The following is a 15708-nucleotide window of genomic DNA, read 5'->3' as shown; positions in this document are numbered from 1 at the left end:
GGAGCCACCCACCCGGGGCCACCGGCCCCCTCCGGAGAACAGGACCGTCAGGACAGCGCCGGGCGGTGCACGGGGACTCCCTCCGGCACCGCCCGGCGCCGCGCCGTGGAAGTACCCGTCCAGCAGGTGCCGCGCCGGGCCAGCAGACGGCCCAGCCACAGCTCCATCGAGACCAGTTCCGCCAGGCCGTCCAGCGGGACCGGACGCCCTTCGGCCGCGTCAAGCAAGGCCTGGCGCACGACCCGGGCCTCGATCAGCCCGGCGTCCGCGAGCAGCGGCGACGCGAACAGGTCCAGCAGGTCGCTCAGGGCGGCGCGCAGCCCCAGCCGGGTCGCCGTCTCGTTCGGCACGCGGTCCGTGACACCCCAGCCCGGCGGGAACTCCCGCACCCCAGCCGAGGACAGGACGCTGCGCAAGATCGCGGCCCGGGCCCCTGGCTGGACCCGCAGGGACTCGGGCAGGGCGCGGGCGGCCCGTACGACCTGGTTGTCCAGGAAGGGGGCGTGCAGCCGCTGGCTACGGACCTCCACCGCCTGCTCGAAGACCCGGTGGTCGGCGGCGTGGCGGGCGAGCAGCGAGCGGGCGCGGGCCTCCCCCGGCCGCAGCGAGAGCGGCGGGCGGCCGGCCGCGACCGTCAGGCGGATCGATACTTCCGCCAGTGCCTCCCCCGTGAGCCAGCCCGCCGCCGGTCCCGGGCGGGACCAGGTCAGGGCGGCGAGGGAAGCGTCCACCGGACCGGAGGACCTCTCGGTGACCCCGCCCGCGCGGAGCCGGGCCGCGGCGGCCTCCATGCCCGCGCGGTACGTCGTACGGGCAAGTCTTCGGGCCGCCGAGTACACGGTGAGCGGGACCAGCAGGGACTCCCCGGGAGCTCCGGAGGCGGAGGCCGAACGGGCCAGCGCCGCCACCGGGCGCAACAGGTGCCGCCGCCGGCGGTCCATCAGGAGGTCGGCCATGCGGGCCGGGTGGGCGTCGAGGACCTGGCGGGCGCCGTGGCCGGTGAAGTGGTCGGCCGAGCCGGAGGCCAGCCGGCGCCGCTCGCGGGCGGCGAAGACCAGCGAGGGGCCTGGCTCGTCGGTGAGCGGGCCGTCGAGTTCGGCGTACGGGAGGGCTTCCGCGGCGGCGGCCACCACGACGTGGTGCAGGCGCGGGTCGGCCGCGATGGCCCTGGCCCGTTCCAGTTCGGCCTCGCGCCCCTGCGGGGTGGCCAGGTCGTTGAAGGTGACGGCCAGCAGCCGCGCCCCGGCGGGACTCAGCAGGCTGCCCGGCGCCCCCGGTAGACCGGCCGCCAGCAGCGCAAGCGTCGCGGAGGCGCTGCCGCCGGAGAGGTCGGCGCCCACCCCGGGGGCCGGGGCGCCGCGGGCCGCGCGCCGGTCGGCGGGGCCCATTCCGGGCACGGGGCCGGGATCGTACGGCGGAGCTGCGTCGGGAGCATGCCGCGGAGCCGTGAGCCGGGCGCGCACGGCGTCCACCAACGCTTCCCGTACGCCCTCCACCGCGCGCTCGGCATCGACCTCGGGGGCGGCCACGGCGAGCGAGGCGACCTGCTCGTAGCCGGTGATCTCGCGGGAGCCCTCGCGCAGGATGAGCGCGTGCCCGGGCGGGATGCGCCGGACCCCGGCGTACGGTGTGCCGTCGCCCAGCGCTTCGGGACTGTCCGGGCAGGCCAGCAGGGCGGCGAGGTGACCGATGTCGAGCTGGGCCTCGATGAGGTCGGCGAGCGGGAGGGCGGCGGTGGCGTACGCCGTGCCGCTCGCCCAGGGGGTGTAGAAGACGGGCCGGGCGCCCGCGAGGTCGCCGACGACGGTGATGCGGCGGCCGGCCTGGACGACGGCGGTGTAGCTGCCGGACCACTGGGTGAGGTGGCGCAGCGCGCCGCCGCGGGCGGCGTAGAGGGCGCGGCGCAGTTCGGCGTCGGTCGCGCCGCAGCAGCCGAGGACGGCGAGCCGGGTGAAGGGATCGGCGGGGTCGGCGGTGAGCGTGCGGATCTCGTCGGGGCGCCAGTCGCCGACGGCCCAGAGGGGGTCGGGGTCGCCCCAGAGCAGTTGTGCGCCGACGGGGTGGACGGTGCGTTCCGCGTCCGCGCCGGGGTCGTCCGGATGGGCGGCGTCCGCGAGGCCGCCGTGCAGGGGCGCGCCGCCGTCGCCGTAGACGCCGTAGCCGCTCTGGCCGTATCCGCCCTGGCCGGAGGCCTGCGCGGAGGTCTGACCGGAGACCCTTCCGGCCGTGCCGAAGCTCGCGGCGATACTGCTCCAACCCACCAACCAGCGCACCGCCGCCTCCCCAGCCCGTGGGCACATGACCGGGGCACAGGCAGCACGGACAGCGCTGAGGGCGCGGCCGCGGGACCCCGGGTGGCTCGGGGTCCATGCTGCCACGGGACAGGCGTGCGAGAGGGGCAAAAGGGGGCGCACATGCAAACGAACACGCGCCGGCTACTCGGTATTTGACGTTCCGTTCCCACCGCCCCATAGGTCGCTTTCAGCCATTCTTCGGCCGCCGGAGGGGCCGTCACGGGCCGCCGGCGCCCCCGCGCGGGGGCGCGGTCCGGAGGGCGCAATCCGCCCCCCGGACCGTTCCGCCACCCGCGGGGATTGGGGCAGCGGCGTCCCCCGACCCGCCCGGTCAGGCGGCGGGCCGACCCACGCACCGCACATCGAATCGCCGGGTCCGGGGACCGGCCAGAGCGCACGGGCGGGCGCACGGCCACACGGACGGAGCACGCGATGACACGTGCGCCCCGGCTCCGGGCCCGGGGCGGACTGTGCAAACGGACAACAATCCCGCCATACGGAAGTAAGGGCCTTAACGCTTGGGAGGCGGGGAACTACGCTGGGTTTACGAAATGCCGGGCGCCTATGCCCCGGCGGCGTCTGCGTTCCGCGTGTGACGAGGGGTGGCGCATGTCCAGGGAGCTCCGCGAGCCCAATGAGAAGCTCGGCGCCGTCCTCGCCCTCGCGGGCATCAGCAACGCAGGGCTGGCCCGGCGGGTCAACGACCTCGGCGCACAGCGCGGCCTGACGCTTCGGTACGACAAGACGTCGGTGGCCCGGTGGGTGTCGAAGGGGATGGTGCCCCAGGGCGCCGCCCCGCACCTGATCGCCGCCGCCATCGGCGCGAAGCTGGGGCGGCCGGTGCCGCTGCACGAGATCGGGCTGGCGGACGCCGACCCCGCACCCGAGGTCGGGCTGGCCTTCCCGCGCGACGTGGGCGCGGCGGTGCGCTCGGCGACCGACCTGTACCGGCTCGACCTCGCCGGGCGGCGCGGCGGCGGCGGGATCTGGCAGTCGCTCGCGGGCTCGTTCTCCGTGGCGGCGTACGCGACGCCCGCCTCGCGCTGGCTGATATCTCCCGCCGACAGCTCGGTGGCCAGGGAGCCGGCGGGCAGCCGGGCTGCGCACCTCACGGCCGGTGACGCGGCAACCGCCGGCGCGACGACGGACAACGCGACGACGACCGGTGCCGGAGCAACCGGTGGCGCGGCAACCGCCGACGCGGCAACCGACAGCCCAGCGACCGGCAGCGCGACGATCGCCGACCCGACGGCCGGCAGCGCCACGGCCGGCACCTCCGCGGCGCTCGACCGCGCGGCGCGGCACTCCATGGTCCAGAGCCCCGTATCAACGCCCCCCTCGCCTCACGGCGCGCCGGCGCGCGAGGCGACGGCAGCACCAGGTCCCCGGACCTCCCCGGACGGCCGCACGACCGGCCCGATGACAGGTCTGGCGGGCCCGATGGTGGGACCGTCGACAGGCCCGCCGTCCACCGTTGTGCCCGCCCAGCCCGGCCCCGAAACGCCGCGCGACCACGGCCAGCGCGTGGGCCACAGCGACGTGTCGAAGTTGCGCGAGGCGGCCGAGGACGCACGCCGCTGGGACTCCAAGTACGGCGGCGGGGACTGGCGTTCGTCGATGGTCCCCGAGTGCCTGCGGGTGGACGCGGCGCCGCTGCTGCTCGGCTCGTACACCGACGAGGTGGGCCGCGCGCTGTTCGGCGCGACCGCCGAGCTGACCCGGCTGGCCGGGTGGATGGCCTTCGACACCGGCCAGCAGGAAGCGGCCCAGCGCTACTACATCCAGGCGCTGCGGCTCGCCCGCGCGGCCGCGGACGTACCGCTCGGCGGCTACGTGCTGGCCTCGATGTCCCTGCAGGCGACCTACCGGGACTTCCCCGACGAGGGGGTGGACCTCGCGCAGGCGGCCGTCGAGCGCAACCGCGGCCTGGCCACCGCCCGCACCATGAGCTTCTTCCGGCTGGTCGAGGCACGGGCGCACGCGAAGGCCGGCGATTCGACGGCCGCCGGGGCCGCGCTGCGGGCGGCGGAGGGGTGGCTGGAGCGGTCCCGGGAGGGCGATCCGGATCCGACCTGGCTGGGTTTCTACTCGTACGACCGTTTCGCGGCAGATGCCGCAGAATGCTACCGGGACCTGAAACTGCCCCGGCAGGTGCGGCGGTTCACCGAGCAAGCCCTGTCGCGCCCCACCGAGGAGTACGTACGGTCGCACGGGCTGCGGCTGGTGGTGAGCGCGGTCGCCGAGCTGGAGTCGGGCAATCTCGACGCGGCGTGCGCGGCGGGCACCCGGGCGGTGGAGGTGGCGGGGAGGATCTCCTCGGCACGGACGACCGAATACGTACGGGACCTGCTGCACCGCCTGGAACCGTACGGGGACGAGCCGCGTGTAGCAGAGCTGCGGGAACGGGCCCGGCCGCTGTTGGTGGCGCCGGCGTAAGACCCGACTTCCGGGGGGCCGCGTGGCCGCATTGTCGGTGCCGGGGTGCAGTATGCAGGGGTGGGAGGTGTCAGCGTGGGTGGCGGCGTGGACTGCGATGTGCTGGTGATCGGCGGCGGGATCGTCGGCCTGTCGACGGCGCATGCATTGTCGCGCCTGGCTCCGGGGACCAGGATCGTGGTCCTGGAGAAGGAGTCGGGCCCGGCCCGGCACCAGACGGGCCGCAACAGCGGGGTGATCCACAGCGGGATCTACTACCGCCCGGGTTCCCTGAAGGCGCGCTTCGCGGTGAGCGGGGCCGCGGAGATGGTCAAGTTCTGTGCGGAGCACGGGATTCCGCACGAGGTGACGGGCAAGCTCATCGTCGCCACGGAGCGGGAGGAGCTGCCTCGGCTGCACGCCCTGGTCCAGCGCGGCCGGGAAAACGGCATTCCGGTGCGCGAGCTCGGCCCGGCGCAGATCACGGAGTACGAGCCGGAGGTGCGGGGGCTGGCGGCGATCCACGTCGGCAGCACCGGGATCGTCGACTACGGACGGGTGAGCGCCCAGCTCGCGGAGTCCTCCGGCGCCGAGATCGTCTACGGCGGCGCCGTGGACCTGATCTCCCGGCGCGCCTCGGCCGTGGCGGTCCGCACGACGTCCGGCCTGGTGGTCAGGGCGCGGGTGCTGGTGAACTGCGCGGGCCTCCAGTGCGACCGGGTCGCCCGCCTCGCCGGGGACGACCCGGGCATGCGGATCATCCCCTTCCGTGGCGAGTACTACGACCTGGCGCGGCCGGACTTGGTCCGGGGCCTGGTGTACCCGGTGCCCGACCCGGCGTTCCCCTTCCTCGGGGTGCACCTGACCCGGGGCATCGGCGGCGGCGTCCACGTCGGCCCCAACGCCGTGCCCGCGCTGGCCCGCGAGGGCTACGCCTGGTCGACGGTGCGGCCCGGGGACATCGCCGACGAGCTCGCCTGGCCGGGCTCCTGGCGCATGGCCGCACGGCACTGGCGGTACGGGACGGGCGAGATCCACCGCTCGCTGTCGAAGCAGGCCTTCACCCGGGCGGTGCGGCGCCTGCTGCCGGCCGTCACCGCCGCCGACCTGCGGCCCGCCGAGGCCGGGGTCCGCGCCCAGGCCGTGCTGCGCGACGGCACCCTGGTGGACGACTTCCTGATCCGCGACGCCCCGCGTACGGTCCACGTCCTCAACGCCCCCTCGCCCGCCGCGACCGCGTCCCTCCCGATCGGCAGGGAGATCGCCACCCGCGCCCTGCGGACCCTGGGCTCGGCCTGAGCGGACCCGAAGCCCGGGCCGCCGGCCGCGAACCTCCCGCTGCGCGGAGCCTTCTCCCCGACCCGGTCCTCGAGCGACGGACGGGCTGGATTTCAGCCCGTCCGGCGTTCGAGGACCGGGGACCGGCCGGAGCCCCAGGACGGGCGACCGCGCTGACCCCCGTCGTAGAATCAGCGCATTGTGTCTGAGTCCCTGAACCCCCAGTCGCCCCGCCTCCCGGACGCCGCACCGGAGACGAACGCGTACGTGCCGCCCAAGTGGCGCACCGAGCCCCGCTTCCCCGACGGGCCTTCGCCGGACCCGGCCGGCTCGCACCACGAGCGGCGGATCCGCAGCTTCCAGCCCCGGCGCAGCCGGGTCACCACCGGCCAGGGCGAGGCCCTGAAGCGCCTGTGGGGCACCTGGGGCCTGGACATCGACGGCCACCGGGTCCTCGACCTCGAGGAGCTCTTCGACGGCCTCCCGGTCGTCCTGGAGATCGGCTTCGGCATGGGCGAGGCCACGGCCCAGATGGCCGCCGACGACCCCGGCACCGGGATCCTCGCCGCCGACGTGCACACCCCCGGGCAGGGCAACCTGCTCGCCCTCGCCGAGCGCGGCGGGATGACCAACGTCCGGGTGGCCAACGGCGACGCCATCATCCTGCTCCGCGAGATGCTGCCGCCCGACTCGCTGGCCGGCATCCGCGTGTACTTCCCGGACCCGTGGCCCAAGGCCCGCCACCACAAGCGCCGGCTGATCCAGCCCGACTTCCTGACGCTGGCCGCCACTCGTCTGGCGCCCGGGGCCGTACTGCACTGCGCGACCGACTGGGAGCCGTACGCCGAGCAGATGCTCGAAGTGCTCACCGCGCACCAGGACTTCGAGAACACCCAGCCCGACGGCGGCTTCTCCCCGCGGCCCGCCTTCCGGCCGCTGACCCGCTTCGAGGGCCAGGGCCTCGACAAGGGCCACCTCGTACACGACTTGCTCTTCCGTCGCACGGAGAACTGACAAGGTCACCGCGCGTGTCAGACCGGATCGCTAGGGTCATGGTGTGTACCGAGCGCTCCAACTCGTGCTCCCACGTCCGTCCGGCACGGTCCGCACGTGCGTGCTCCTCGCCCTGCTCGCCGCGACCGGGGTCGCCATCCTCGAACTCGTGCGGGAACAGACCGGCACCTCGGGCTTCTTCGTCGGTCTCGGTCTGGCCCTGCTACCGGTGCCGCCGCTCATGGCGGCCTTCCGGTGGCTGGGCCGGGCCGCGCCCGCGCCCTGGTCTCAGCTGCTGTTCTGCTTCGGCTGGGGTGCCTGCACCGCGGCGCTGATCGCGATACTGGCCAACAACTTCGCCACCGAGTGGATAGCCGCGGCCACCACCGACGCCTCCGCCGCCGATCACCTCGGCTCGGTGGCCATCGCCCCGGTGGTGGAGGAGAGCGCCAAGGCGGCCGCCCTGCTGCTGGTGTTCTCGTTCCGAAGACGCCATTTCACCGGCCCCGCCGACGGGTTCGTGGTGGCCGGCTTCACCGCCACCGGCTTCGCCTTCACCGAGAACATCCTCTACCTCGGCAACGCCTTCGTGGAGGACCTGGCCGACCGCAGCGGCGTGCTCGAATCGGTGACGATGGCGACCTTCTTCGTGCGGATAGTGCTGTCGCCGTTCGCGCACCCGCTGTTCACCGTGCTCACCGGGCTGGGCTTCGGCGTGGCCGCCGTCAGTGCCCGCCGCTCGCGCAGGATCTTCCTGCCGCTGCTCGGCCTGGCGCTGGCCATGGGCATGCACGCGCTGTGGAACGGCTCCTCGCAGTTCGGGGAGCACGGGTTCTACGTGGTCTACAGCTGCGTGATGGTCCCGGTGTTCGGGCTGCTGGTGTGGCTGGCGGTGCGGATACGGCGCAACCGGTTGCGGGCCGTCGAGGGTGAACTCGCGCTGTACGCGGCCGCGGGCTGGCTCGGTGCGGCCGAGGTCCCGGCCCTGGCTTCGATGCCGGCCCGGTCGCTGGCCCGCGCCCTGGCCCGGCGCAGCGGGGGCCGGGCGGCCGGACGCACGGTCGCCCGCTACGAGGCGGACGCGGCGGCCCTGGCCCTCCTACGGAACCGGGCGCGCCGCGGCGGCCCCGTGCGGGAGCGGGATTTCGCGGGCCGGGAGCTGGAGTTGCTGCACCGGCTCTGGCAGTCCCGGGCGACGGCGGGTCCCGCACTGGCCCGGGCGGCGGTCATGGAGGAGCTGGTTCCACCGTGGTTCGACCCTCTGGACCCGGAACCGGACCCGGACCCGGCGGCCGCACGGACGGACGTACCCGGGCCGCGGCGGGCGGACCAGGACCGTGGCGCGCCGGACCCGATCCGGGGAACGGGCCCGGGGCCGACCCGGGGAACGGGCCCGGGGCCGACCCTGGAACCGGCCCCGGGAGCAACTCCGGGAACGGCCCGGGAGCCGGGTCTCAGACGTTCAGGCCCTTGGAGTTCAGCCACGCCAGCGGGTCCTGCGTCGATCCGCCCTTGCGTACTTCCAGGTGGAGATGAGGTCCGGTGACGTTGCCGGTGGCGCCGACGCGGCCGATGGTCTCGCCGGCGCCGACGGCGCCTGAGGTCACCGACATCGAGGAGAGGTGGCAGTACCAGATCTCCGTGCCGTCCGGGAGCTCCAGCACGATCCGGTAGCCGTACGCGCCGGACCAGCCGGCCGAGGTGATCTTTCCGGCGGCCACGGCCTTGACCGGGGTGCCGGTCGGGGCCGCGAAGTCGAGGCCGGTGTGGTGGCCGGAGGACCACATGGAGCCGGAGGCCCCGTAGTGCGAGGTGAGGGTGTAGGCGGAGGTGGGCAGGGAGTAGCTGCCGGACGGCTTGGCGACGCGCTCCTGCTCGGCCTTGGCCGCAGCCGCAGCCGCCGCCGCTTCCGCAGCCTTCGCCTCGGCCTCTTCCTTGGCCTTCACCTCCGCCTGCGTCTTCGCTTCCTCGGCGGCCTTGCGGGCCTCCTCCAGCTTCTCCTTGGCCTCCTGGGCGGCAGCCTGCTGCGCGGCCCGCTCGGCCTCCGCCCGGGCGGTCGCTTCAGCGGCGCCCTGCTGGGCCTCGGCCTGCTGGAGGATGCGGTTGCGCAACGCCTCGCCCGCGTCCGCGCCCTGGGCGGACTGCTGCGCGATGATCCCCGTCCGCTCGCCCGTCGAGGCCGCCGGTCCGGAACCGCCGTCCTCCTGCTGGGCCTTGTTCCCGGTCATCATGTCGGGCAGCGCCGGCAGGGATATCGCGACCTGGGGCCGGTCCTGTGCCGTGGCGATGCCGCCGGCGCCGACCGCCGCGATGACACCGACGCCGAGCACGGTGGAGCTGCGGGCAAGTCCCCCGCGCTGCTTGGCGACCCGGTGCTTGCCGCGGACCGGCCGCACCGAATCCTCGGTGGGATTCCACTCGCCCCAGGCACCCGCGGTGGGCGACTCCTGGATCTCGATGCCTTCAGGGGCAGGCAAGTTGGAGGCCACCAGGGCACGCTCCTCATCGACGCGCGGGGACGCGCGCGCGCACGGTGCCGTCTCTTGCGACGGCTGGGACGACCGCACTGCGTTATCGAAAGGTAATAGACGTAGGGGAGTGATTCCAAGCTGCCCCGCTTGATCGTTCCGACCAATCAGCCACGCACCGACGACCTTTGGCCATCCCTTTCTCCAGCAAATCACCTCAATTGAGGTGATAACCAAAGACCTCCCCCACCTCTTCAGCCACAGGCCGAAAATGACGGTCCGCCAATCCCCTTGCGGAGAGCACCCCCTCGACTACCCACCGTCACATCGCGTCGCCGCGGGGCACCACCGGCACGGTCCGCCGCCGCTCCGGCTCCCGCTCCCCCGGTCGGCCCACCGCGAGCAGCGCCATGTCGTCCGTCGCCCCGCCGCCCGTATGCCGGCGCACATCGCTGCTGAGCGCGCTGAGCAGCGCCTGCGGTCCGGGGAAGATCCGCCCGCGCAGCCGGTCCGCCGGATCGTAGAAGTCCCCCGCCCCGTCCCGGGCCTCGGTCAGCCCGTCCGTGTAGAGGAGCAGGGTGGTCCCCGCCGGGAAGGCCCACTCCTGCACCCGGTCCGGCCAGCCGCCCAGCTCCCCCATGCCGAGCGGCAGGGCCGGCTCCGCCGGGGCGAGGACCGCCAGCTGGCCGTCGGCGTGCAGCAGCAGCGGCTCGGGGTGGCCCCGGTTGAGCAGCCTCAGCACACCCGTGCCCGGCGGGATCTCCCCGAGCACGCACGTCGTGAACCCCTCCACCACGTCCAGGCTGTCGCGCCGGGTGCCCTCCCGGGCCAGCGCCCGCTCCAGCCGCTGCGCCAGCTCCTCCAGCGTGGGCTCGGTGTCCGCCGCCTCCCGGAACGCCCCGAGGACCACCGCGACGGCCTCCACCGCCCCCAGCCCCTTGCCCCGTACGTCGCCGACCGCCAGCCGCACTCCGTACGGGGTGTCCTGGACCGCGTACAGGTCGCCGCCGATGAAGGCGTCCGCCTGCGCGGCCTCGTACCAGGCGGAGACGTGCAACCCCCCGATGCGCTCGGCGGGCTTCGGCAGCACCGCCCGCTGCGCCGCCTCGGCGATCCCGCGCGCCGAGGCGAGCCGCTCGCCGCTGCGCCGCACCATGCGGTTGATCAGGAGCGCCAACCCGGCGACGGTCAGTACGGTCACCAGCTCGGTCAGCGCCTCGACCTTCCAGCTGGAGCCGTTGAGGAGGTGCAGCACGAACACCGCGAACACGGCCAGCGAGCCGGTCAGGGCGGTGGCCCAGAGGGTGAACAGCGGGGCGGCGATCAGCGGGGCCGCCGTGAAGAACGGGGACCCCGTGAAGCTGGGCGGGGTCAGCACGTCGAAGACCATTCCGAGGGCGATCAGCGCGACCGGCAGCACCCGGACCACGCGAGGGGTCACACCGCTCCTGCTCCCGTCCGCGCGCCCACCGCCGTTGCCCTGCCGGCCCAGCCCCACCACGTGCTCTCCTGCCGCCCGGTCCGCCGCACGGGTCGGGCCCGCCGCCTCCTCGCCCCTCAAGGCTGGCGGCAGGAGATCCGTGCGGCGACCTGACGGCAGCCGGACGGGTGACGGGGCGGCAGAAGGGGCCCGGCGGGCCGGAACACGACGAAGGCCCGGTTCCTCAAGAGGAACCGGGCCTTCGTACTGAGTAGCGGGGACAGGATTTGAACCTGCGACCTCTGGGTTATGAGCCCAGCGAGCTACCGAGCTGCTCCACCCCGCGTCGGTAAACACAACTGTACGCCATCCGGGGAGGGCCCTTTACCAATGAGGCGTCAGGGCCCTTCGCGTACCGCGTACGGCCGTCAGGCGACGGGATCCCGGCGGCGGGTCAGCACCCGGGTGGTGCTCCCGTCGTCCTCCCGCACGTCCCGGACGTGGGCGAAGCCGATGCGCTCCAGCAGGACCAGGGAGGCGGCATTGGCATCGGCGACGGTGGCGTGCACCTCGGTCAGGCCGAGGGCGCCGAAGCCGTATGCGACGACCGCCTCGGCGATCTCGGTACCGAGGCCCGCTCCCCAGGCCTCGGGGGCCAGGGCGTAGATGATCTCGTGGCCGTCGACCTCGTCGGTCCGCTTGATCTCGGCGTGCCCGACCAGCCGGCCGTCCCGGCGCACGGCCCACACGTCGAAGAGGTCCTCGGCGTAGACCTTGGTGAAGACCCGCCCGAAGAGCGCCCGGTCCTCGGCCTCGGACGTGGGACCGTCCCCCATCCACCGGGACACCCGGGCGTCCTGGAAGAGCGCGACGAAACCTTCCTCGTCCTCGGGAACGTACGGGTCGAGGACGAGGCGTTCGGTACGGAGTACGGGCGTCATGGTCGGCGACGCTACCCTCACCGGCCTGCGGGGTCACCGGATTTAGCGGTACGGCGAAGCGACGGAGCAGTGCGGGGAGCGCGTGCCCGAACTCAGGCAACGGCTGCGTCACTTCAGCGGGCGCGAGCGGGTACGGGCGGGCACGGGCCCGCGGCGGTCGGGCGGGCCGGGTTGACGGTGCACGCCACCACCGGCTTCGCCCCGGTCACGTGCGCGTGCCGGGTCAGAGTGCCCGTCTCCGACCGCGGGGCTCCGGGAGACGGGACGTCCGCCCACGCCCGGGCCCGGAAATGCCTCAGCGCCCCACCCGGCCGAAGCCGGGTGAGGCGCTGAGAAGCAGGTCAGGCGGGTCAACCCCGCTGCCTGCGAGCGGTAGGCCATGTCGGACTCGAACCGACAACCAACGGATTAAAAGTCCGCTGCTCTGCCAATTGAGCTAATGGCCCTCCAGGTGCTCACCCCAGAGCATAGCCGGACCGCGCCGGTCAGCCGATCGGGTATCCGCCGGCCGGCCTGTCGCCGCCGGTGCGGTGGGGCTCGGTAGGGGCTCGGGCCGGCCCCCGGAGGGGCGTTACGCACCATCAGTTCCCTGGAGCGAGGAAAGGGCCCGTACGACACCTAGGCGTCGTACGGGCCCTTTCTCAGGGGTTCAGCTCAACTGCGATCAGCCGTTGCGCTTCCAGCGCGGCTTGTCGTCGCGGCGGCCGCCGAAGCCGCCGGTGGAACCGGAACCGGAACCGGACGGACGGTGGTCGTCACGGCGGCCGTACGGGCGGTCGCCGCCGCCGGAGCGGAAGCCGCCGGCCGGACGGTCGTCACGACGGTCGCGGTTGAACGGGCGGTCGCCGCCACCGGAGCGGAAGCCACCGGAAGAGCGGTCGTCGCGGTTGAAGCCGCCCGAGGAGCGGTCGTCACGGTTGAAGCCGCCGGAGGGACGGTCGTCGCGGCGGAAGCCACCACGGTCGCCACCACGGTCATCACGGTTGAAGCCACCCGACGGACGGTCGTCACGACGGAAGCCACCACCGGACGGACGGTCGCCACCGGAGCGGAAGCCACCCGACGGACGGTCGTCGCGGCGGAAACCACCACGGTCGCCACCACGGTCATCACGGTTGAAGCCACCCGACGGACGGTCGTCACGACGGAAACCACCACCGGACGGACGGTCGCCACCGGAGCGGAAGCCACCCGACGGACGGTCGTCGCGGCGGAAACCACCACGGTCGCCACCACGGTCATCACGGTTGAAGCCACCCGACGGACGGCCACCGCGGTCACCGCGGTCGTCGCGGCGGAAGCCACCACGGTCGCCGCCACGGTCGCCGCCACGGTTGTCGCGACGCTCGAAGTTGCCACGGTCGTCGCGCTGGGCGCGGTGCTCCTCGCGGCGCTCCTGCGCCGCGATCTCGGCGGCAGCGGCGGCGGCAGCAGCCGCGACCTCGGCCTCGGCGGCCTCGGCCACCTCGGCGACAGCGGCCTCCGGGTCCTCGCCGCGCTCACGGGCGGAGCGGGCGACGAGGCGATCGGCCTCCTCGCGCAGCTCCACGGCACGCCGCGACAGGCGCTCGAGCTGCTTGGTCAGCTCGGCGACCTCACGCTCGGCCTGCTTGGCGGCGTTGTTCGCGGAGTCGGCCTGGACCTCGGTCAGCGAACGGGCACCGGTGATCTCGGCGACCTCCGGCTCGAAGGCGCCGGCGCCCTGGACGATGTGACGCGAGGCGTCGACGCCCGCGTCCTCCATCAGGCGGAAGATCTGGCGACGCTGGTGCGGCAGCGCGAGGGAGACCACGACACCGGACTTGCCGGCGCGGGCGGTACGGCCCGAGCGGTGCAGGTAGTCCTTGTGGTCGCCGGCCGGGTCCACGTTCAGGACCAGGTCGATGCCGTCGACGTGGATACCGCGGGCGGCGACGTCGGTGGCGACGAGCGCGTTGACGTAGCCGTCCTTGAAGTCGGCGAGGACGCGGGTACGGGCACCCTGCGTCATGCCGCCGTGCAGCGCGTCGGCCTTCACGCCGGCCTCGACGAGCTGCTCGGCGATGCGGTCGGCGCCCAGCTGGGTGCGGACGAAGATGATGGTGCGGCCCTTGCGGGCGGCGATGGCGGCCGTGACCGGCGCCTTGTCCTTCGGCTTCACGACGAGGACGTGGTGCGTCATGGTCGTGACGTTGCCCTGCGCGCTGTCGACCTCGTGCGTGACGGGGTTGGACAGGTAGCGCTTGACCAGGGTGCCGATCTCGTTCTCCATGGTGGCGGAGAAGAGCATGCGCTGGCCGCCGCCGGGGATCTGGTCGAGCAGCTCGGTGACCTCGGGCAGGAAGCCCAGGTCGGCCATCTGGTCGGCCTCGTCGAGGACCGCGACCTGGACGTTCTCCAGGGAGCAGGCGCCGCGGTTGATGATGTCGCGCAGACGGCCCGGGGTGGCGACGAGGACGTCGACACCGCGCTCCAGGGCGTAGATCTGGTTGCTCATGGAGGTACCGCCGCAGACGACCTTCATCTTCAGGCCGAGCACGTCGCCGTACGGCTGGAGGGCGTCCGCGACCTGCATCGCGAGCTCACGCGTCGGCGTGAGGATGATGGCGCGGGGCTTCTTCTTCTCGGTGAAACCGCCGGCGAGCTGCGCCAGGGTCGGCAGACCGAAGGAGAGGGTCTTGCCGGAGCCGGTGCGGCCACGGCCGAGGATGTCCTTGCCGGCCAGGGCGTCCGGGATGGTCGCGGCCTGGATCGGGAAGGGGGAGGTGACGCCGTTCTGCGCGAGCTTGCGCACGACGCCCTCGGGGAGACCGAGGTCGCCGAAGGTGATCGAGGGCTCCGCGTCAGCGTCAGCGTCCGCGTCGGTGTCGTCGTCGAAGTCGGTGGTCGAGTCCTCGAAGGACCCGTCGGTGTTCACGTCGGCCTCAAGAGCCTCGATGATCTCGTTGGCCTCAGCGGCCTCGATCGCCTCGGTGACCACGAGGGCCTCGGCGTCGATCATCTCGTTGGAGTCGTTCTCGGGCATGACGGAACGGTCAGAGCTGGAAATGGACATGCGAAATGCGAAACCTTCCGGAGTCTCGGCACGCGCCCAAACTCCGTGAATCGCAAATCGACCGCCTCAATGCGGTCAGCCACGGCTAGGGAGAGTACGCGCCACACGGCGCTCTTCGGATTCGGCGCCGGGCAATGGGATCAAACGATCTATAACCATACGCACCCTCCCCGGGGTCTGGCAAGTCGCTCCCGCAGAAACGTCCCTGACCTGCAAAGACGCCTCCGACATCGGTACCGGACCGGGCCCCGCCGGACCCGGCCGGGCGCCCGCCGGGCCTAGAGCTCGGGGACCGGCGGGGTGGTCGGCTCCGGCTGCGGACTCGGCGGCGGCGACGTGGGTTCCGTCACAGGGGGAGTCGTGGCCGGGGGCACCGGGGTCGGGCTCGCCGACTGCTGCCCGCCGGCCGAACCGCCCGAGCCACCGGATCCACCGCCCGACCCGCCCGACCCGCCCGTGGTGGGTTGCTGCGGGCCCTGCCCGCCCGCGCCGCCGCCCGGTCCCACTGACGGCGCGGGCACCCCCGGCCGACCGGTCGGCGCGCCCGGGCTCGGCGAGGCCCCGGTCGCACCGGAGGCCTTGCCGTCCTCCTTGTGCTTGCCGTCCTGGCTCCCCGTACCGTCCTTCGCGCCGTGCCCATTGCCGCGGACCCCGGAGCCCCGTCCGGCGGCGGTCCCCGCGCCCGCCTCGGCGCCGCTGCGGCGGTCCCCCGGAGCGGAGGGCCCGGGCTTCGCCGCGTCCTCACCGACACTCATGCAGCCGGCCGTTGCCGCGACCGCGAGCGCGGTGACGGCCAGTCGGAGGGAAGCGGACAACTGGCGCACGGGGGCACCTCCGGAGCCTGAGGGTGAACATTCCGCATGAG

Annotated in this window: 10 protein-coding genes and 2 tRNA genes; 4 read left to right on the top strand and 8 right to left on the bottom strand. The window is 73.7% G+C overall.

What is annotated here, in order from left to right; all coding sequences use genetic code 11:
* Positions 1–47 precede the first annotated feature (47 nt).
* A complete protein-coding gene (locus OG594_RS03065) occupies positions 48–2273 on the bottom strand; it encodes an asparagine synthase-related protein (RefSeq protein WP_266594937.1) in 2226 nt (741 codons plus the stop codon).
* Positions 2274–2903: 630 nt separating this feature from the next.
* Here OG594_RS03065 and OG594_RS03060 point away from each other — a divergent pair.
* The 4 genes from OG594_RS03060 (at position 2904) to OG594_RS03045 (ending at position 8526) form a co-directional block, all read left to right on the top strand.
* Positions 2904–4730, top strand: coding sequence for a sporulation protein (locus OG594_RS03060; RefSeq protein WP_266594936.1), 1827 nt, complete (start codon positions 2904–2906; stop codon positions 4728–4730).
* A gap of 45 nt (positions 4731–4775) precedes the next feature.
* Entirely contained in the window at positions 4776–6008 is a 1233-nt protein-coding gene (gene lhgO / locus OG594_RS03055) for an L-2-hydroxyglutarate oxidase (protein WP_266594935.1), read from the top strand.
* A gap of 246 nt (positions 6009–6254) precedes the next feature.
* Positions 6255–7001 (top strand): tRNA (guanosine(46)-N7)-methyltransferase TrmB, encoded by a 747-nt coding sequence (gene trmB / locus OG594_RS03050; protein WP_266602550.1) that lies wholly within the window; start codon positions 6255–6257, stop codon positions 6999–7001.
* A 43-nt stretch (positions 7002–7044) separates the two neighbouring features.
* Positions 7045–8526, top strand: coding sequence for a PrsW family glutamic-type intramembrane protease (locus tag OG594_RS03045; protein ID WP_323185159.1), 1482 nt, complete (start codon positions 7045–7047; stop codon positions 8524–8526).
* Here OG594_RS03045 and OG594_RS03040 read toward each other — a convergent pair.
* The 7 genes from OG594_RS03040 to OG594_RS03010 all read right to left on the bottom strand — a co-directional run bounded on the left by OG594_RS03040 (position 8435) and on the right by OG594_RS03010 (position 15667).
* Positions 8435–9469 (bottom strand): M23 family metallopeptidase, encoded by a 1035-nt coding sequence (locus OG594_RS03040; protein WP_266594934.1) that lies wholly within the window; start codon positions 9467–9469, stop codon positions 8435–8437. The genes OG594_RS03045 and OG594_RS03040 overlap by 92 nt on opposite strands.
* Positions 9470–9770: 301 nt before the next feature.
* Positions 9771–10889: a PP2C family protein-serine/threonine phosphatase gene (locus OG594_RS03035; RefSeq protein WP_266594933.1), complete on the bottom strand. Its 1119-nt coding sequence runs from the start codon at positions 10887–10889 to the stop codon at positions 9771–9773.
* Positions 10890–11140: 251 nt separating this feature from the next.
* Positions 11141–11214 (bottom strand) — tRNA-Met (locus tag OG594_RS03030).
* 82 nt (positions 11215–11296) lie between these two features.
* Positions 11297–11809, bottom strand: a complete 513-nt coding sequence (locus OG594_RS03025) for a GNAT family N-acetyltransferase (protein WP_266594932.1) — start codon at positions 11807–11809, stop codon at positions 11297–11299.
* A gap of 373 nt (positions 11810–12182) precedes the next feature.
* Positions 12183–12255, bottom strand: a tRNA-Lys gene (locus OG594_RS03020).
* A 218-nt stretch (positions 12256–12473) separates the two neighbouring features.
* Entirely contained in the window at positions 12474–14843 is a 2370-nt protein-coding gene (locus OG594_RS03015; RefSeq protein ID WP_266594931.1) for a DEAD/DEAH box helicase, read from the bottom strand.
* Positions 14844–15121: 278 nt separating this feature from the next.
* Positions 15122–15667 carry a hypothetical protein gene (locus OG594_RS03010; RefSeq protein ID WP_266594930.1) on the bottom strand — a complete coding sequence of 182 codons (546 nt, stop codon included), beginning with the start codon at positions 15665–15667 and terminating at the stop codon, positions 15122–15124.
* Positions 15668–15708: the final 41 nt, after the last annotated feature.

This window comes from Streptomyces sp. NBC_01214 (assembly GCF_026340975.1).
Classification (GTDB): domain Bacteria; phylum Actinomycetota; class Actinomycetes; order Streptomycetales; family Streptomycetaceae; genus Streptomyces.
Note: the sequence above shows the minus strand (reverse complement) of the source record. Positions and strands in the feature narration are given on the sequence as shown.

Coding starts and splice junctions, on each gene's coding strand:
- OG594_RS03025 (WP_266594932.1), bottom strand. CDS start 11,809: ATGACGCCCGTACTCCGTACCGAACGCCTCGTCCTCGACCCGTACGTT.
- OG594_RS03015 (WP_266594931.1), bottom strand. CDS start 14,843: ATGTCCATTTCCAGCTCTGACCGTTCCGTCATGCCCGAGAACGACTCC.
- OG594_RS03060 (WP_266594936.1), top strand. CDS start 2,904: ATGTCCAGGGAGCTCCGCGAGCCCAATGAGAAGCTCGGCGCCGTCCTC.